The 16,976-nt window shown below is 61.2% G+C and carries 17 protein-coding genes and 1 pseudogene; 12 read left to right on the top strand and 6 right to left on the bottom strand.

Annotated features, from left to right (window positions below; genetic code table 11):
• Positions 1-3 precede the first annotated feature (3 nt).
• From J9788_RS15610 to J9788_RS15590, 5 genes are read right to left on the bottom strand one after another with little or no spacing between them, the layout of a single operon-like run.
• Entirely contained in the window at positions 4-1,398 is a 1,395-nt protein-coding gene (locus J9788_RS15610; RefSeq protein ID WP_200900520.1) for a GntP family permease, read from the bottom strand.
• A 42-nt stretch (positions 1,399-1,440) separates the two neighbouring features.
• Positions 1,441-2,364: a 3-hydroxyacyl-CoA dehydrogenase family protein gene (locus J9788_RS15605; protein WP_182265233.1), complete on the bottom strand. Its 924-nt coding sequence runs from the start codon at positions 2,362-2,364 to the stop codon at positions 1,441-1,443.
• 18 nt (positions 2,365-2,382) lie between these two features.
• Positions 2,383-3,567, bottom strand: coding sequence for an acetyl-CoA C-acetyltransferase (locus J9788_RS15600; RefSeq protein ID WP_046898192.1), 1,185 nt, complete (start codon positions 3,565-3,567; stop codon positions 2,383-2,385).
• A 14-nt stretch (positions 3,568-3,581) separates the two neighbouring features.
• Positions 3,582-4,235 (bottom strand): CoA transferase subunit B, encoded by a 654-nt coding sequence (locus J9788_RS15595; protein ID WP_025305151.1) that lies wholly within the window; start codon positions 4,233-4,235, stop codon positions 3,582-3,584.
• An 11-nt stretch (positions 4,236-4,246) separates the two neighbouring features.
• On the bottom strand, positions 4,247-4,945 hold the full coding sequence (locus J9788_RS15590; protein WP_004933280.1) for a CoA transferase subunit A: 699 nt from the start codon (positions 4,943-4,945) through the stop codon (positions 4,247-4,249).
• A gap of 168 nt (positions 4,946-5,113) precedes the next feature.
• On the opposite strand from J9788_RS15590, the gene J9788_RS15585 reads away from it, so the two are divergent.
• The 5 genes and pseudogenes from J9788_RS15585 to J9788_RS15565 all read left to right on the top strand — a co-directional run bounded on the left by J9788_RS15585 (position 5,114) and on the right by J9788_RS15565 (position 8,344).
• Positions 5,114-6,013: a LysR family transcriptional regulator gene (locus J9788_RS15585; RefSeq protein WP_182265232.1), complete on the top strand. Its 900-nt coding sequence runs from the start codon at positions 5,114-5,116 to the stop codon at positions 6,011-6,013.
• 108 nt (positions 6,014-6,121) lie between these two features.
• Positions 6,122-7,126 (top strand): annotated as a pseudogene (locus J9788_RS15580) (hypothetical protein).
• Complete coding sequence (locus J9788_RS15575; protein ID WP_046898033.1) at positions 7,126-7,515, top strand: hypothetical protein; 390 nt, start codon at positions 7,126-7,128, stop codon at positions 7,513-7,515. The pseudogene J9788_RS15580 and the gene J9788_RS15575 overlap by 1 nt, the downstream one beginning before the upstream one ends.
• 27 nt (positions 7,516-7,542) lie before the next feature.
• On the top strand, positions 7,543-7,935 hold the full coding sequence (locus tag J9788_RS15570; protein WP_046898032.1) for a hypothetical protein: 393 nt from the start codon (positions 7,543-7,545) through the stop codon (positions 7,933-7,935).
• A 13-nt stretch (positions 7,936-7,948) separates the two neighbouring features.
• Positions 7,949-8,344 carry a hypothetical protein gene (locus J9788_RS15565; RefSeq protein ID WP_046898031.1) on the top strand — a complete coding sequence of 132 codons (396 nt, stop codon included), beginning with the start codon at positions 7,949-7,951 and terminating at the stop codon, positions 8,342-8,344.
• On the opposite strand, the gene J9788_RS15560 is transcribed toward J9788_RS15565, so the two are convergent.
• Positions 8,335-8,652, bottom strand: a complete 318-nt coding sequence (locus J9788_RS15560; protein WP_182265231.1) for a hypothetical protein — start codon at positions 8,650-8,652, stop codon at positions 8,335-8,337. The two genes, J9788_RS15565 and J9788_RS15560, sit on opposite strands and share 10 nt — an antisense overlap.
• Before the next feature lie 236 nt (positions 8,653-8,888).
• Here J9788_RS15560 and J9788_RS15555 point away from each other — a divergent pair, with 236 nt between their 5' ends.
• From J9788_RS15555 to J9788_RS15525, 7 genes are all read left to right on the top strand, one after another.
• Positions 8,889-10,259 (top strand): glutamine synthetase family protein, encoded by a 1,371-nt coding sequence (locus tag J9788_RS15555; protein WP_182265230.1) that lies wholly within the window; start codon positions 8,889-8,891, stop codon positions 10,257-10,259.
• A 32-nt stretch (positions 10,260-10,291) separates the two neighbouring features.
• The gene (locus J9788_RS15550) at positions 10,292-10,702 is read left to right on the top strand and encodes a GNAT family N-acetyltransferase (RefSeq protein ID WP_182265229.1); all 411 of its coding nucleotides are present in this window, start codon (positions 10,292-10,294) and stop codon (positions 10,700-10,702) included.
• 13 nt (positions 10,703-10,715) lie between these two features.
• Positions 10,716-11,405, top strand: coding sequence for a trehalose-6-phosphate synthase (locus J9788_RS15545; protein ID WP_182265228.1), 690 nt, complete (start codon positions 10,716-10,718; stop codon positions 11,403-11,405).
• A 484-nt stretch (positions 11,406-11,889) separates the two neighbouring features.
• Positions 11,890-13,611: an ABC transporter permease subunit gene (locus J9788_RS15540; RefSeq protein ID WP_182265227.1), complete on the top strand. Its 1,722-nt coding sequence runs from the start codon at positions 11,890-11,892 to the stop codon at positions 13,609-13,611.
• Between the two features lie 15 nt (positions 13,612-13,626).
• The gene (locus tag J9788_RS15535; protein WP_182265226.1) at positions 13,627-14,418 is read left to right on the top strand and encodes an ABC transporter ATP-binding protein; all 792 of its coding nucleotides are present in this window, start codon (positions 13,627-13,629) and stop codon (positions 14,416-14,418) included.
• A gap of 31 nt (positions 14,419-14,449) precedes the next feature.
• Positions 14,450-15,532, top strand: a complete 1,083-nt coding sequence (locus J9788_RS15530; protein WP_209333061.1) for a porin — start codon at positions 14,450-14,452, stop codon at positions 15,530-15,532.
• A gap of 581 nt (positions 15,533-16,113) precedes the next feature.
• Positions 16,114-16,893: an ABC transporter ATP-binding protein gene (locus tag J9788_RS15525; RefSeq protein ID WP_182265224.1), complete on the top strand. Its 780-nt coding sequence runs from the start codon at positions 16,114-16,116 to the stop codon at positions 16,891-16,893.
• Positions 16,894-16,976: the final 83 nt, after the last annotated feature.

The raw sequence follows: 16,976 nt of genomic DNA, 5'->3' as shown, positions 1-16,976 counted from the left end.
CCTTTAAACAATGCCGGTCAGGTAGAACACACCGATCACAAACAGCACCGCGGCGCTCTTGATCAGGGTGATGGCGAAGATGCCGCCATAGGCCTGCCGGTGGCTGAGGCCGGTGATGGCCAGCAGGGTGATCACCGCACCGTTGTGCGGCAAGGTGTCCATGCCGCCGCTGGCCATCGAGGCCACCCGGTGCAGCACCTCCAGCGGGATATGCGCGGCATGGGCGGCGGCCACGAAGTTATCGGCCATCGCCGCCAGCGCGATGCTCATGCCGCCGGAGGCCGACCCGGTGATGCCGGCCAGCAGGGTGACGCTGATCGCTTCGTTCAGCAGCGGATTGGGGATCGCCGACAGCGCCTGCGACAGCACCAAAAAGCCCGGCAGCGCGGCGATCACCGCGCCGAAGCCGTATTCGGAGGCGGTGTTCATCGCCGCCAGAATTGCGCCGCCGACCGCCGTCTTGCTGCCTTCCGCCAGCCGCCCGCGAATATTGCGAAAACCGAACGCCACCACCAGCAGAATCCCCGACACCAGCGCCGCTTCCACCGCCCAAATGGCGGTGATCTTCGCCACATCGGTGGTGATCGGCTTGGCCAGCCCCGGCAGCGTCAGCTCGTGGCTGGCGCCGTACCACTGCGGGATCCAATGGGTGAAGGCAAGGTTGAATACCCCGACCAGAATCAACGGCAGGATGGCGATCAGCGGGTTCGGCAGGTTGATGTCGTCCGGGGTTTCCGGCTCGTTCAGCAGATCGCTGCCGTACCCCTCCCCCTTCAGCTGCGCCTTGCGCCGCTGGCGTTCAAGATACAGCAGACCGACCGCGATGATGAACAGCGAGCCGATCAGCCCCAGCCAGGGCGCGGCCCAGGCGTTGGTGCCGAAGAAGCTGGTCGGGATGATGTTTTGGATCTGCGGCGTGCCGGGCAAGGCGTCCATGGTGAAGGAGAAGGCGCCGAGCGCCACGGTGGCCGGGATCAGCCGCTTGGGGATGCCGCTCTGGCGGAACAGCTCGGCGGCGAACGGATAAACCGCGAACGCCACTACAAACAGCGACACCCCGCCGTAGGTCAGCAGCGCGCACACCAGCACGATCACCGGAATGGCGTGGCGTCGGCCGAGAATGCGGATCGCCGCCGCGACGATCGAACGGGAGAAGCCGGACAGCTCAATCAGCTTGCCGAATACCGCCCCCAGCAGGAATACCGGGAAGTAGAGCTTCACAAAGCCGACCATCTTCTCCATAAACAGCCCGGTGAAGGTCGGCGCCACCGCGCCGGGGTCGGTCAACAGCACCGCGCCCAGCGCGGCGATCGGAGCGAACAAAATCACGCTGTAGCCGCGGTAGGCGGCCAGCATCAGTAATCCCAGTGCTGCCAGGGCAATCAAAACGCTCATCAGGCACCTCGCTATCGTTGTTATTGTCAGGTACGGCGTGCGAAATTACGGTTTCAGCGCAAAGCGCAGCTGATGCGCCCGTCGCCGTTGGATGCGTTCCCTGCGCGCTTCATCCCAAAGATAAAATCCCCGGCCGCTGCGCTGGCCGGTATCGCCGCGCTGCAGCCGCTGTTCCACCAGCGCCATCATCTCGTCACCGGTCGCCAGTTCCGGCAACAGGTGGCGGGCGATGTCCGCTACCGTCGGGAGCCCGGTCATGTCGGCGGCCTCCAGCGGGCCAACCATGGCATAGCGCCGCCCCAGCGAGGCGCGCATCACCTGATCCACCACCTCGGTGCTGGCGATGCCGCTGTGTACGATATGCAGCGCCTCGCGCAGCACCGCAAACTGCAGCCGGTTGCCGACAAACCCCGGCGCGGCGCGTTCCAGCAGCACCGCCTCCAGCGCCATCTCGCCGAGCAGCGCCTGCACCGCCGCCAGATGGCGCGGCTCGGTGGCGCTGCCGGGCACGATCTCCACCAGCGGGATCAGGTGCGGCGGATGCCAAAAGTGGGCGATCAGCAGCCGCTGCGGATGGGTCATGCGCGCCGCCAGCTCGTCCGGCGGCAGGCCGCTGGTGTTGCTGGCAATCACCGCGTCGTCGGCGATCAGCCCTTCCAACTGCTCATACAGCGCGTGCTTCAGCTCGAGCCGTTCCGGGATCGCCTCGATAAGCAGCCGGGCGCGCGCTACCGCGTTCAGATCGCCGGTCACGCGCAGCCGCGCCAGCGCCGCTTCGCGTTCGCCGCGATCAAACTGCCCGACGTCGCTCAGCTCGGCCAGAATGCCGCTCGCCACTGCCGACGCTTCCGCCCGGCGCTGCGGATCCGGTTCATACAGCAGCACCTCATGGCCGTGGCGAATAAAGTGGGTGGCGATGCCCACCCCCATCAGCCCGGCGCCCAGTACCGCATAGTCAGATGACTGCATCGTGCCTTCCTCGGTTGTTTATGGGCGCTCTACCGCCAGCGCCACGCCCTGCCCGCCGCCGATGCACAGCATCGCCAGCCCCTTGTTCACCTCGCGGCGCTGCATTTCGTACAGCAGCGACACCAAAATGCGGCAGCCGGATGCGCCGATCGGATGCCCCAGCGCGATCGCTCCGCCATTGACGTTCACCCGCTCCGCCTCCCAGCCCAGTTCTTTGCCCACCGCCAGCGCCTGCGCGGCGAAGGCTTCGTTGGCTTCGATCAGATCGACCTCCTCCAGCCGCCAACCGGCTTTTTCCAGGCAGCGGCGCGCGGCCGGCGCCGGGCCGATGCCCATGATCGCCGGATCGACGCCCGACGAGGCGTAACCGGCGATGCGCGCCAGCACCGGCAAACGCAGCGCGGCGGCTTTTTCCGCGCTCATCAGCAGCACCACGGCGGCGCCGTCGTTGAGCGACGAGGCGTTGCCGGCGGTCACCGTGCCCTCTTTGCGAAACGCCGGGCGCAGCCGCGCCAGCGCCTCCAGGCTGGTGTCGCGTGGCTGTTGGTCGCGCTCTACCCGCAGCGCTTCGCCCTTGGGCTGCGGCACCGTCACCGGCGTGATCTCCTGCGCGAAACGCCCGGCCTGCTGCGCCGCCAGCGCCTTCTGCTGCGAGCGCAGCGCGAACCTGTCTTGTTCTTCTCTGCTGATGGCGTATTTCTCCGCCAGGTTTTCGGCGGTGATGCCCATGTGATAGTCGTTGAACGCGTCCCACAGGCCATCGTGGATCACGCTGTCCACCATCTGCGCGTGACCGAGGCGCAGGCCGGCGCGCGCGCCGGTCATCAGGTAAGGCGACCGGCTCATGCTCTCCTGGCCGCCGGCGATCACCGCGTCGGCGTCACCGCTGCGGATCGCCTGCACCGCCAGATGCACCGCCTTCAAACCGGAGCCGCACACCTTGTTGATGGTCAGCGCCGGTGTCGTAAACGGCAGTCCGGCGTTCAGCGCGGTCTGGCGCGCCGGATTCTGCCCGCAGCCGGCGGTCAGCACCTGGCCGAGGATCACTTCATCGATCTGCTGCGGAGCCACGCCGCTTTGCGCCAGCAGTCCCTGCACCGCCGCCGCGCCCAGTTCCACCGCCGTCAACGGCGCCAGCGCGCCGTGAAAACTGCCGACCGGCGTGCGCGTCGCCGCCACGATCACCACTTCACGTTGTTGCACATTCACCTCCCGTTTCAGAAACGCATTTCCGGCACTTGCTCCGGCACGATCAACCGGCCGGCGGTTTTGGCGACAATCTCCGCCACGCTGACGCCCGGCGCGCGTTCGCGCAGCACGAAAGCGCCGTCTTCAATTTCCAGGTAGGCCAGATCGGTCAATACCTTGCGTATACAGTTGGCGCCGGTCAGCGGCAGCGTGCAGCGTGGCAGCAGCTTGGACTCGCCGCCCTTCGCGGCGTGGGTCATCACCACGATGATGTTCTCCGCCCCCGCCACCAGATCCATCGCGCCGCCCATGCCCTTGACCATCTTGCCGGGGATCATCCACGAGGCGATGTTGCCCTCGACGTCCACTTCAAACGCCCCCAGCACGGTCAGATCGACATGGCCGCCGCGGATCATGGCGAACGACTGCGCCGAATCGAAAATAGACGCGCCGAGGCGCGCGGTGACCGTCTGCTTGCCGGCGTTGATCATGTCGGCGTCCAGCTGTTGCTCGGTCGGGAACTCGCCCATCCCCAGCAGGCCGTTTTCCGACTGCAGCATCACGTCCATGCCCGCCGGCACGTAGTTGGCCACCAGCGTCGGGATGCCGATGCCCAGATTGACGTAGTAACCGTCCCTCAGCTCTTGCGCCACGCGCTGCGCCATTTGTTCACGGGTAAGCATGCGAATTCTCCTTATGCCCGCAGGGTGCGTTGTTCGATACGCTTTTCGAAGGTGCCCTGGATCAGCCGATCGACATAAATGCCGGGGGTGTGGATCGCCGCCGGATCCAGCTCGCCCGGCGCGACGATCTCTTCCACTTCCACCACCGTGATGCGCCCGGCGGTCGCCATCAGCGGATTGAAGTTCTGCGCGGTGTGGCGGTAGATGACGTTGCCGAAGTGATCGGCCTTCCAGCCTTTCACGATGGCGAAATCGCCGGTGATGGCGGTTTCCATGATGTAAGGGCGGCCGTTGAACTCGCGCACCTCTTTGCCTTCGGCGATCGGCGTGCCGTAACCGGTGGCGGTGAAGAACGCCGGGATGCCGGCGCCGCCGGCGCGGATCTTCTCCGCCAGCGTGCCCTGCGGCGTGAGATCCACCTCCAGCTCGCCGCTGAGCGCCTGCTGCTCGAACAGCGCGTTTTCACCGACGTAAGATCCCACCACCTTGCGGATCTGATGGGTTTCCAGCAGCCGCCCGAGGCCGAACCCGTCGACGCCGCAGTTGTTGGAAACCACCGTCAAGCCGCGCACGCCGCGCCGGCGGATCTCTTCGATCAGGTTTTCCGGTATGCCGCACAGGCCAAAGCCGCCCGCCAGCACCGTCATGTTGTCCGTCAGGCCTGCCAGCGCTTCCTGGTAGCTGCCGACGCGTTTGTCGAGCCCTGCCATATCGTTGCCCCTGCATGTTGCGGCGCAGGGCGAAATGCCCTGGCTTGCGTGAGGGCATCTTCAGGTCACAAAAATGATTTGTTAATTTTGTTTTTATGCCGCATTCATTTAGAATTTTTATTAATCACTCGTTAACCGACAATTAACAAAGAGTTAACGCCAACCAAAATGAAAATGAGCATCAAACAGTTACGCGCGTTTTTAGCGGTAGCTCACACTCTGAATTTCGCCCAGGCCAGCGAGCGGCTGAATATTTCTCAGCCGGCGCTCAGCCTGGCGATCCGTGGATTGGAGGAGGCGCTGGGCGGGCCGCTGCTGCTGCGCACCACCCGCAGGGTGGCGCTGACGCCGGAGGGCGAAACCTTCTTCCCGATGGCGCGCCAGCTGCTGGCGGATTGGGACAACGCGGAAGAGGCGATGCGTCAGCGCTTCACCCTGCAGATGGGCAAGGTGGCGATCGCCGCCATGCCGTCGTTCGCCGGCAACCCGCTGCCGCCGATCCTCAAGGCGTTTCGCGATCGCTATGCCGGCATCAACGTGGCGGTGCACGACGTCATCAACGAACAGGTGTTTGAAATGATCCGCGAAGGCCGGGTGGAGATGGGCATCGCCTTCGAGCCGGAGCCGAGCGACACCCTGCACTTCACCCCGCTGTGCCGCGATCGCTTTCTGGCGGTGGTGCCGAAGGATTCGGCGCTGGCGCGCAAGGCGCAGGTGAGCTGGAAGGAGCTGCTAACGCTGGATTTCATCACCCTGCAGCGGCCATCGGCGGTGCGGCTGCTGCTGGAGCAGGAACTGGCCCGCAGCGGGCGAACGCTGGAAGTGGCGTTTGAGAGCCACCAGCTGGTGACGGTCGGGCGCATGGTGGCCAACGGCCTCGGCGCCAGCGCGGTGCCGGCGCTGTGCGAGCAACAGATGGATGAGCTGGGGGCGGTGTGCGTGCCGCTGATCGGCCCGATCATCGAACGGCGCGTGGGCCTGATCCGCCTGGCGCAGCACCAACTCTCTTCCGCCGCGCAGGCGCTGGCGACGGTAATCGAACGGGAGATGGCGGGGAGTGGCGGGTAAGGCGGCACCAGCATTTTCAGATGATTCTCCGATCGAGAGCGTGAGCCAGAACCTGTTACCACCCTGTAGAAAATGTTAAGTTTCCTAAAAATAAGGAGGCTTTTCGACATGGAACAGAAGTCCAGCAGCATCGCACCGGGCTATTGCATCGCCCAACAAACCGGCCCGCTCGCCTTCCACGCCAACTACCTGTTCGGTGGCAAGCCATCGGAAGCGGCACGTTTTTTTATGCAGCTCAATGCCGATACGCCGCTGGTTCAACCGGGGCAAATGCTGATCGTCGCCGATCCGCGCAATCATAATCAATCTACGCAGATCGCCGCCCTGATGCAGGCCAAGAGCCGCACCAGCAAAGCTGGTGAAAGCCGGTGACAGCGATTTCTCCACCTTCTTGCACCGCAATTACGCCGCTATCGCCGCCTTCACCAGCTATGGGGAAACGGTCGTCGGGCTGGCTTCGGATGCCGGAGAACGCTACTTCAGCCAGATCAAAAATATCCTGGTCGAGATTGAAAAAACCTACCAAAATCAGTTCCGCACGAGTGGCGCGTTGATTGGCACCCAGTTTCAGGTGGAACGAGCGCGGCTGTTCGGTACATTAAAACCGTTACTGAATCGCCTTACTCGTGCTCAACTCAATATGAAAGAGTATGCGCAGATCAAACACGCGCTGGGGCTCTCCAGTAAATCGCTGGTGCATGAATGGAGCACCGCTGGCGTCGGCGCCATCAAGGGTTATTCGAACTACGTCGACAGCGCCAGCCGGGCGGCCAAGTTTATGAAAGCCGGCGGCTGGATCGGCATCGGATTGAGTGGGCTGAATACCACCAACGACGTCTACAACGCCTGCACCACCGGTCGCGAACAGGAGTGCGCCAAGATCGCGGTGAAGGAATACAGTCATTTTGCGGCAAGTACTGCGGCGGGGATTTTGGGGGTGAAGGCGGTGCGATGTTAGCAATGACGGCTTGCAGTATCGTCTTAGGCGCCTCCACGTTTGGTACCGGTATTTTAGCTTGTGGTATAGCAGGCGCTGCTCTGGGTGGCGCAGCTGGCAGTTGGGGTGGCGGTGCAGCCGCCGACAGCATTACTGGTTTCATTTTTGGTGAATAATGAAAATCGCTATCGTCCTGTTCTTCACTCTGACATTGATTAGCGCCTTGGTGCAGTACCTTTACTATCGGCGCTATAAAAACGAATTTTCTGAATTCTATCAACGTTATGTGCAAAGCGCCCATCCATTACCTCCATTTGTCATCTTCGCGGATAACCTTGGTTTGCTCGGTGTGTCTATCAAAGCACAATGGTTCCGTTGGGTATTGAATGGCAGAAAAATAAAGATAGGGAAAAACGCTTTTCTGAGCCCTAAAACCTACGAATTCGTGAATGAAAACACATCTCAACATCTGAAGAGCTGGATTCGAAAAGACTTCATCTTAAGCGTGCTGAAAATGGGGTGTTTGGCGTTGATGTGTATCTTTGCTTTTTTGAGCAAGGCATAACGCCCCTTGAACCTTAGCCGGTGGCTTATGAAAACAGCATCACTTATTGCAGCCGTGCTGCTCTTAGTTTGTTGGCTTGCTCAATATATTTACTCTCGTCGCTATAAACGCGAGTTTGATGTTTTTTATCAACGCTATACCCAACAGGGCCACTTTGTCCCTGCTCACGTCGCAATTGCCGATGGCCTTGGCTCTTTAGGTACTTCCATCAAAGTCCAATGGTTCAGATGGATCCTTTGCGGCAAGAAAATCAAGGTGAAGAAAAACCAATATCTTCCCGCCAAGACCTATGAATTTGTTCGTCTTTCATCATCTGAACGCTTGCAGACCTGGATGAAAAACAACGGCACGCTTTTGGCGCTGGAGGGCGTGCTCTTCATCATGGCATTGATCTTTATGATGATAGCGAGAATATCGTGATTCAGGCTACTCAATGAAAACCCTTGTCATATTATGCCTAACGCTGCTGGTTTTAAGCGCCTTCATTCAGTTCATTGGCTACCGGCGCCATAAAAAAGAGTTTGACGCGTTCTATCAGCGTTACGCCGGCAGCGGACATTTTATTCCGCCCTACGTCGCCTTTGCCGACGGCCTCGGTATGCCAGGTACCTCATTGAAGGCACAGTGGTTTCTTTGGATCCTGAAGAGGAAAAAAATCAAGATTAGGGATCAGGTTTGGCTCGATGCGAAAACCTACGATTTCGTGCAAAAAACCGCCTCTCCTGAACTACAGAAGTGGCTGGCAATGGACTTTATACTTTTGCTCGTAGAGGCCATGGTTACCACCGTGGGCTGTATTTTTATTTACCTCATCAATCATCAAGGTTGAGCAGACGCGTTGCTCCCTTCCACCGCCTGCACCGCCGCCTTCTGCGTGGCGCGCTGATATAAGCACAGCTCCCTGCCCGGCTGGTTTTTCATAAACGGCTGTGGGTAGAGCCCGCCGATAAACAGCGCCGAATAGCCGACGTCATCACCGTAGTGAATAATCTCCCCTTCCACCCTGGCGTTTTTTAGCCCGCTGGCTTTCAGGCAGGCGGCGCGCATCGCCCGTTCGCTCTCGGCCCACGCCTGTGGGGAAGACGCGGTGGCGTGGAACGCGGCCAGCGCGGCTATAAGCAGCCCTATTCTCTTCATCGTTATCCCTCTTTCTACGGCCCGTCTCGCCAGTATAGACCGTGCCGACCCGGCCAACCCGCCGCGCTCTTTACGGCATTTTTATTCCGCGCCCCGTTAACGTTACGGCGTTTTTACAGACAGTTTTTACCGCCGCAGATACCCTTTTCACATCGCCGCTATGGCCTCACAAGAGAGTTGTCTCATGCGTTTATCCCTGCCTCTGGCCGTGACCGGTCTTCATTCTGGAGCGCGCCATGCATTCTAATATTATCGGGTTCAATCCTCTGCTGGCGGAGCTGCCCGCTTCGCCGACGCGCACCTTCCGCAAAGAGCTGGAACACTACCTGCAGCGCTATCCGGATACCGAACAGCTGGATATTTATCTGCACGATCTGAACGGCCAGCTGCGCGGCAAGCGCCTGCCGGTCGCCGAAGCCTTTGGCCTGGAAAAAGGCTGCTACTTCCCGCTGTCGATCTACGCCCTGGATCTGCACGGCCGGGTGATTGAAGAAAGCGGGCTGGGGCAAAGGGCGGGCGAGCCGGATCGGCTGTGCCTGCCGGTGCCCGGCACGCTGCGCCCCTGCGCGCGCGATCCCGAACGCCACGCCCAGCTGCTGCTGACGATGCAAAACGCCGACGGCGACGCCTGCGAGCTGGAGCCGCGTGTGGTGCTGCAACGGGTGCTGAAGCGCCTGCACGAGCGCAACTGCTTCCCGGTGGTGGCGGCCGAGCTGGAGTTCTACCTGCAGGATCCGCAGCGCCCCGCCGAGGCGGAAGCCTGCCCGACGCAGAGCTTCGCGGTGGATGCCCCCGAGCGCCACCATGCGCTGCTGAGCGACATCGAACGGCACGCGCGGCTGCAAAGCCTGCCACTGACCGGCGTGGTGGCCGAAGCCGCTTCCGGCCAGTACGAGCTGAACCTGCATCACAGCCGGCGCGTGCTGGAAGCCTGCGACCAGATCATGGCGCTGAAGCGCCTGACGCGGCAGATTGCCGAGCAACATCACCAGCACGCCTGCTTTATGGCCAAGCCCTGCGCCCATGCCGCCGGCAGCGGGCTGCATTTTCACATCAGCCTGCAGAACGAGCACGGCGAGAACCTGCTGACCGGCGCGCCGGGTGAACTGAGCGACAACATGCAGCAGGCGATGGCGGGCATGCTGGCGCTGATGCCGGCATCGATGGCGATCCTGGCGCCCAACATCAACGCGTTTCGCCGCTTCCGCCCCGGCATGCACGTGCCGCTGCGCGCCTCCTGGGGCCACAACAATCGCACGGTGGCGCTGCGCCTGCCCTGCGCCGACAGCGCCAACCAGCGCATCGAATACCGCCTGGCCGGCGCCGACGCCAACCCCTATCTGGCGCTGGCGGTGATGCTCGGCGGCCTGCTGCACGGGCTGGAACACCCGCTGCCGCTGCCGCCCGCCGCCAACGGCTGCGAAAGCGACAACGCCGCGCCCTTGCCGCTCGGCCAGCAGGAGGCGCTGGCGCTGTTCCGCCACAGCGATCCGCTGCGCGAACTGCTCGGCCCGGCGTTCTGCACCCTGTGGCACACCTGCAAAAGCGCCGAACTGCGCCGCTTCGAGGAACAGGTCACCGCCGCCGAACTCGGCTGGATGCTGTAACCGTCCACTGATTCGTTAACTTAAGGATAATCATGAACATGCAACCGCAACGGGCCACCGCACAGCCGCTGCTCTGCTGGCGCAAAGGCGTTTTTCATATCAGCACCGATCGGCAGTTGTTGGATATCGAGGCGATCCAGCGTTTCCTCAGCCTGCCGGATCGGGCGGCGGCGGAACGCCTGGCGCGCCACGGCCTGTGCTTTGGCCTGTACCGCAAACGCCACCAGCTCGGCTTCGCCCGCATGGTGACCGATTACGCCACCTTCGCCTCGGTGAGTGAGCTGTTCGTCAGCGCCGAATACCGCGGCGTCGGGCTGGGAAGTTGGCTGACGCGCTGCTGCCTGGCGCACCCGGCATTGCGCGGCCTGCGCGTCACGCTGCCCGCGCTGCAAGCGCCCTGGCGCGCCGATGGTTCGGTGCACGCCCCGCGCGCCCTGCACTAATAAGGAGAGTCCGATGTCTCGTTTGGTGCTGATTTCCAACAAACAATGCGACGGCAAGGATCTGGCCTGCGCCGGCCGGACGTTGGCGGCCGACGCCGAACCGGGGCTGTGGCTCGGCTGGAACGGCGACGTGCAGAATTTCGCGCAGCGCCCGATCCACTGCCGTCAAGACGCCGGTTACGATCAGGTGACCTTCCCGCTGTCGATCGAGGAGTTTCGCCGCCACTATCAGGGCTACTACCACGACGGCCTGTGGCCGGTGTTCCACAACCAGCCGGAGAAGGCGCACTTCACGCCGGAAAACTACCGCGCTTACCGGCAGTTGAACTGCCGTTTCGCCGATATCGCCTGCGAGCACCTGTGCCCGGGCGACATCGTCTGTATCGACGACTACCAGCTGCTGCCCTGCGCCCAGGCGTTGAAGGAGCAGGGGCTGCTGAATGCCTGCGCGTTCTTCTTCCACCTGCCGTTCCCGTCGGCGGCGCTGCTGCGGCGCATCCCGGAACATCGCCAACTGATCGCTTCGCTGCTGTTCTACGATCTGATCGGCTTTACCACCACCGACGATCGCAACGCCTTTCTCAGCTGCCTGGCGGCCGAGTTTCCGCTGGAGATGCTGCCCGACGACCAGATCCAGGCCAACGGGCATCTCTTCGCCACCGGCATTTTCCCCGCCGGCATCAACGGCAGGCATGTTTATTAATGTTACGGCGCGCGCGGTATTCAGGCGCGCCGTTTTATTTCGCTGCGATTTATTTCCAGCACATTTACCGCCATCAAAATAGGTTATTTTATTTTCTGAATATAGCAATTAAAAAATGAATATTCACCCTGTTACATATCAACCGTAAAAACCGCGCGCCGCCAATTGCTTTTTATTAGCAAAACACATTACCCTCTCCGTGCCATATTTAAACCGAGGAGGGCCCTATGGGCGATGAAAGTTTTAGTTTTACGCTAATGCTATTGGGCACCTTTCAGTAATGCCATCCACGTTGCATTCTGAAAGATACGGAATGCGGCAACCGCTCCCCTTCTGACGGCCTTTCCCGCTCTGCCTGCCCGCCCATCGCCCCGCTGCGAAAACAACGTTTGTCTCAACCGCTGTGGCGGTATTTATCTGATGTCGCCGGGACTATTCCCCGAGCGCCGACGGATTTCTTATGGGAAAAATAAGGTATTGCGTTATGCAAAATAACTGGGGTACATCTGTTTTCAGAAAGTCTTATTTAAATGACTTTATCGTTATCGCCATCGGCGTTTTCTTCATTGCCTTTTTTATTCGCGCATGGGGCGACATGCACGGCGACTTCAATGAACAAAACGTCTCTGCCATTAGTCTCGATGCCTGGAACCTGCTTTATTATTCGCTCAGAACCAGCATGCGTTTTCTCCTCGGCATGGCCTGGTCGTTGCTGTTTTCTGTGGTGTTCGCCGTGCTGGCCGCGCGCTATGCGCCGCTGCGCCGGGTGATCCTGCCCTTCGTCAACTTTATGGAGTCGGTGCCGCTGGTGGGGTTCCTGACCTTCACGACCGTGTACTTTCTCAACCTCTACCCACACAGCGTGATGGGGCTGGAGTGCACCGCCATCTTCGCGGTGTTTACCGGCCAGGCCTGGAACATGATGCTGACGCTGTATCAGACGCTGCGCATCGTGCCCAAGGAGCTGGACGAAGCCGCCCGCAGCTTCAATTACAACCCGTGGCAACGCTTCTGGCGGCTGGAATTCATCTATTCGGTGCCGGGCCTGCTGTGGAACGCCATGGTGTCGCAATCCGCCGCCTGGTTCGCCCTGGTGGCCTCCGAAGCCATTCCGGTCGGCGATCGCTCGGTCGAACTGCCCGGCGTCGGCTCCTATATCGCCGAAGCGCTGGCGCAGCAGAACGTGCCGGCGATCCTGTATGCGATCGTCGCGCTGGCCGCCAACATCGTGCTGCTCGATCAGCTGGTGTTCCGCCCGCTGGTGCGTTACACCGCCCGCTTCAAATACGAAGACGTCACCGCCAATCGGGCGCTCGGCAATCCGTGGTTTTACAACAGCCTGGCCTTCTCGCACGTCGGCGCGGCGCTCGGCCGCACGCTGCGCGCGCTGGCTGACCTGTGGCTGTTCAAGCTGCCGCGGCTGTGGTACGCCCTCGGTCTGCACCGCCTGTTCAGGCTCGCCGCCAAAGGCAACTGGCTGTGGCGCAGCCTGTGGTATCTCGGCGTGGTGTTGGCCTGCGTGTGGTTCGGCTATCAGTTGTGGGAATACTTCCCCAAACAGTACTTCGCCATGCTGCCGGAGTGGATGTTGCTCACCACCGCGCGCGTGGCCGCGGCCATGCTGCTCAGCGTGGCGATCTTCACGCCGCTGGGGGTGTGGATCGGTCTGAATCCGCGCCTGGTGAAGATCTTCCAGCCGATCATCCAGATCCTGGCGGCCATTCCGCCCAACATTTTCTACCCGCTGATCGCCGCCTTCATCGCCATTTATCATCAGGATCTCGGCTGGTGGGCCATTCCGATGATCATGCTGGGCACCCAGTGGTACGTATTGTTCAACGTGATCGCCGGCGTTTCCGCCATTCCGACGCAGATCACCGAAGTCAGCGAAACCTTCGGCCTGCGCCGTTTCCGCTGGTGGCGCTACTACATGCTGCCGGCGATCTTCCCCTACATCGTGACCGGCATCATCTCCGCCGCCGGCGGCGCCTGGAACAGCGCCATCGCCGCCGAAGTGATCCAGTGGGGCAGCACCACCCTCAGCGCCACCGGGCTGGGCGCGTTCATTTCCGTCGTCACCGACGCCGGCAAGAACCCGGAGTCCGCGCTGGGCTGCGCCGCGATGTGCGCGCTGGTGGCGCTGTGCATCATCTTCGTCTGGCAACCGCTGTATCGCATCGCGGAAACCAAATTCAAATATGACTGATCAAGGGGGAACCACATGCTGACTCAAGACGTGATTATCAGCGCCCGTCGGTTGAACAAAACGTTTATAGGCGAAAACAAATGCCCCAAACCCGTGCTGCGCGACGTGTCGCTGACCGTGCACGCCGGCGAGTTCGTCACCATTCTGGGGCAATCCGGTTCGGGCAAGTCCACGCTGCTGCGCATGCTGGCCGGGCTGATCCCACCGGACAGCGGCACGCTCACCCTGGCGGGCAAACCGGTCGACGGCCCGAGCACCAACGCCAGCATGGTGTTTCAATCCTACGCGCTCTACCCCTGGCTGACGGTGTACGACAACATCGCCTTCGGCCTGCTGGCGCAAAAGCTGCCGCCGCAGACGATCGCCGAGCGGCTGGAGGCGCTGCTGCGCCTGGTGGGGCTGACCGGCTATGAGCACGCCTGGCCGCGCGAGCTGTCGGGCGGCATGCGCCAGCGCGTGGGCTTCGCCCGGGCGTTGGCGGTAGAGCCCGATGTCTTGCTGCTGGACGAGCCCTTCTCCGCCCTCGATATCTTTACCGCGCAAAAATTGCGCAGCGATCTGCTGGTGCTGTGGGGAGACAACCGGCTGCGCACGCGCGCCATGGTGATGGTGACGCACGACGTCGAAGAGGCGGTGCTGATGTCCGATCGGGTGCTGATCCTGGACGCGACCAGCAAACGGATCGATGACGAATTCAGCATCAATATTCCCCGCGCGGCGCGCAACCGGGACAGCCTGCGGCACCTCACCGATCGGATCCGCAGCTGCCTGTACAAAAAAATCGCGCAGGCGCAACCGGCCGGATAAGGCCGCATTTTCGTTAACTCAGGGTAGTGAAATGAAACATAAAAGCTTACTGATGGCGCTGGTCATCCTGATGCCGGCGGCCGCCGCCGGGGCAGAAATCGTCAACAAAGACGGCAATAAACTGGATCTCTACGGCCAACTGAACGGGGTGCATTACTTCAGCAGCGATGCCGACAATAACGGCGATCGCTCCTACACCCGTTTCGGTTTCAAAGGCGAGACGCAGATCGCCGACGGGCTGACAGGGTATGGCCAATGGGAATATCAGGCGGGGCTCGATCAGCCGGAAAGCGCCGGGCCGGGAAATAGCTATACCCGGCTGGGCTTCGCCGGGCTGACGTTCGGCCGCTGGGGCAGCCTGGACTACGGCCGCAACTACGGCCTGCTGTATGACGTGGCCGGCTGGACGGACGTGCTGCCCGAATTCGGCAACGACAGCTACGAAGCGGCCGACAACTTCATGACCGGCCGCGCCAACGGCCTGCTGACCTACCACAACCGCAGCCTGGGCGGGCTGTTGGACGGTCTGAATCTCGGCCTGCAATATCAGGGGAAGAATCGGGGGGACGACGCTCTGCGGGCGAAGGATATTCAGACGCAAAACGGCGATGGTTACGCCTTTTCCGCCACCTACGACACCGGCGCGGGGCTAAACTTTGGCGCCGCCTACGCCAACTCTGCGCGCACCCTGGCGCAGCAGCGCTTCAGCCTGGCTGACGGCGATCGCGCCCGGGCCTGGACGCTGGGGCTGAAATACGACCGGGACAATCTCTACCTGGCGGCCAGCTATGCGCGCACCGAAAACATGACCTATGTCGACGGCGATCGCTACGCCGGCTTCGCCCCCCGCGCGGACGCCGTCGAGGCGGTCGCGCAGTATCACTTCGATTACGGCGTCACGCCCTCGGTGGCCTACCTGCAAACGCGCGGCCGTAACCTGCCCGGCATCGGCGACGCCGATCTGGTCAAATACCTGGATCTGGCGCTGAACTACAGCTTCAACGCCAATATGTCGACCTACGTGGAGTACAAGCTCAACCTGCTGCAACGGCAGAACGCCGTCGGCGCCGGCGCCGACGACCTTGTCGAAACCGGCATCAAGTATCCGTTCTGACCCGAAACCGGCCGCAGCGCGCGCTGCGGCCGGTTCATTATTTGTCTTGCGCCGCCCTGTTATTCTTTCGTTTAATTCAGGTTTATATTTCCATAAAATAGCGCCTATATTCATTCTCATGTTTTTCGTTGACGCCCCGTTTAATAAATAAAGAAAAACTTTCCCGCATTCATATTAAATTACATTTTGCCGCGATAATTCCGCCTAACCACATTGAATCACAGGCGATATCACGCGTATTATGGCCACACGAAAAATAACGGGGGAATGATATGGACGGCGACAGTTGGTTGTTTATTTTATTGTTGGAATCGCTGAGGTCACAGGAGCAATAGTCATCCCATTGCATCCTGAAAGTGTCAGGATATGCGTCAGTTACCACATCCCTTCGCTTTACCCCTTCAGCGCATGGCCTCCGCGCACGCCTCCGGCGCGCCTGACAGGCTAATCCTTCCAGCATACGCTTATTAACAGTCCGATAACGCTCAGGCTTATTTGCGCTCGCATTATTTTACCCCTGCGCGACGATAACTATCGGCCATTTTTCCATGCTCATATTTTTAATTGAGTGGAGAAACATCATGATGGTAAAAAAAACCACGCTGCTGACGGTTAATAACGTCAGCAAAAGCGTTCAGCCTACCGGTAAAGAAAAACGCCTGGTGCTGAATGAAATCAACCTGCGCATCTACGACAACGAGGTCGTCAGCATTTTGGGGCAGTCCGGCTCGGGCAAATCCACCCTGCTGCGCATACTTTCCGGCCTGATCGCGCCGGATCTGGGCACCGTGATGCTGGGGGATAAAAAAGTCTCGGGGCCGAATCCGCAGATCAACATGGTGTTCCAGACCTTCGCCATTTTCCCGTGGCTGAACGTCTACCAGAATATCGCCTTCGGGCTGCAGGCGCAGGATCTGCCGCCGCAGGTGGTCGAAGCCCAGACGCTGAAAATGCTCGATCTGGTCGGGCTCGCGCCCTACCGCGACGCCTACCCGCGCGAGCTTTCCGGCGGCATGCGCCAGCGGGTCGGCTTTGCGCGCGCGCTGGCGGTAGAACCGATGCTGCTGTTGCTGGACGAGCCGTTTTCCGCGCTGGACGTCTATACCGGCGAACACCTGCGCAGCGATCTGCTGCGCATCTGGAGCACGCGCCAGATCAAAACCCGCTCCATCGTGCTGGTGACCCACAGCGTAGAGGAGGCGGTGATGATGTCTGATCGCATCTTCCTGCTGGGCGCCGGCACCCTCGACGGCTGCTATCACATCGCGCAGCGCCGCGAGACGCGCACCCGCGAGGGAATGCAGCCGCTGACGGACAAAATCAGCGAGACGCTCAGCCGGCAGATCGCCGCCGCGCACTGAGCGCCGCCCTGACCTGGCGGGACGGATCCCGCCAACTTAACTACCTGTTTATCAAGAGTCACCCCGCCACGGGTGGCTCATGA

It is taken from the genome of Serratia sp. X10 (assembly GCF_017811775.1).
GTDB lineage: Bacteria > Pseudomonadota > Gammaproteobacteria > Enterobacterales > Enterobacteriaceae > Serratia > Serratia ureilytica.
Note: the sequence above shows the minus strand (reverse complement) of the source record. Positions and strands in the feature narration are given on the sequence as shown.

Bases quoted from the DNA above. Each gene is read 5' to 3' on its own strand.
- J9788_RS15605 (WP_182265233.1), bottom strand. From the start codon at position 2,364: ATGCAGTCATCTGACTATGCGGTACTGGGCGCCGGGCTGATGGGGGTG.
- J9788_RS15595 (WP_025305151.1), bottom strand. From the start codon at position 4,235: ATGCTTACCCGTGAACAAATGGCGCAGCGCGTGGCGCAAGAGCTGAGG.
- J9788_RS15590 (WP_004933280.1), bottom strand. From the start codon at position 4,945: ATGGCAGGGCTCGACAAACGCGTCGGCAGCTACCAGGAAGCGCTGGCA.
- J9788_RS15585 (WP_182265232.1), top strand. From the start codon at position 5,114: ATGAAAATGAGCATCAAACAGTTACGCGCGTTTTTAGCGGTAGCTCAC.
- J9788_RS15575 (WP_046898033.1), top strand. From the start codon at position 7,126: ATGAAAATCGCTATCGTCCTGTTCTTCACTCTGACATTGATTAGCGCC.
- J9788_RS15570 (WP_046898032.1), top strand. From the start codon at position 7,543: ATGAAAACAGCATCACTTATTGCAGCCGTGCTGCTCTTAGTTTGTTGG.
- J9788_RS15565 (WP_046898031.1), top strand. From the start codon at position 7,949: ATGAAAACCCTTGTCATATTATGCCTAACGCTGCTGGTTTTAAGCGCC.
- J9788_RS15560 (WP_182265231.1), bottom strand. From the start codon at position 8,652: ATGAAGAGAATAGGGCTGCTTATAGCCGCGCTGGCCGCGTTCCACGCC.
- J9788_RS15555 (WP_182265230.1), top strand. From the start codon at position 8,889: ATGCATTCTAATATTATCGGGTTCAATCCTCTGCTGGCGGAGCTGCCC.
- J9788_RS15550 (WP_182265229.1), top strand. From the start codon at position 10,292: ATGAACATGCAACCGCAACGGGCCACCGCACAGCCGCTGCTCTGCTGG.
- J9788_RS15545 (WP_182265228.1), top strand. From the start codon at position 10,716: ATGTCTCGTTTGGTGCTGATTTCCAACAAACAATGCGACGGCAAGGAT.
- J9788_RS15540 (WP_182265227.1), top strand. From the start codon at position 11,890: ATGCAAAATAACTGGGGTACATCTGTTTTCAGAAAGTCTTATTTAAAT.
- J9788_RS15535 (WP_182265226.1), top strand. From the start codon at position 13,627: ATGCTGACTCAAGACGTGATTATCAGCGCCCGTCGGTTGAACAAAACG.
- J9788_RS15530 (WP_209333061.1), top strand. From the start codon at position 14,450: ATGAAACATAAAAGCTTACTGATGGCGCTGGTCATCCTGATGCCGGCG.
- J9788_RS15525 (WP_182265224.1), top strand. From the start codon at position 16,114: ATGATGGTAAAAAAAACCACGCTGCTGACGGTTAATAACGTCAGCAAA.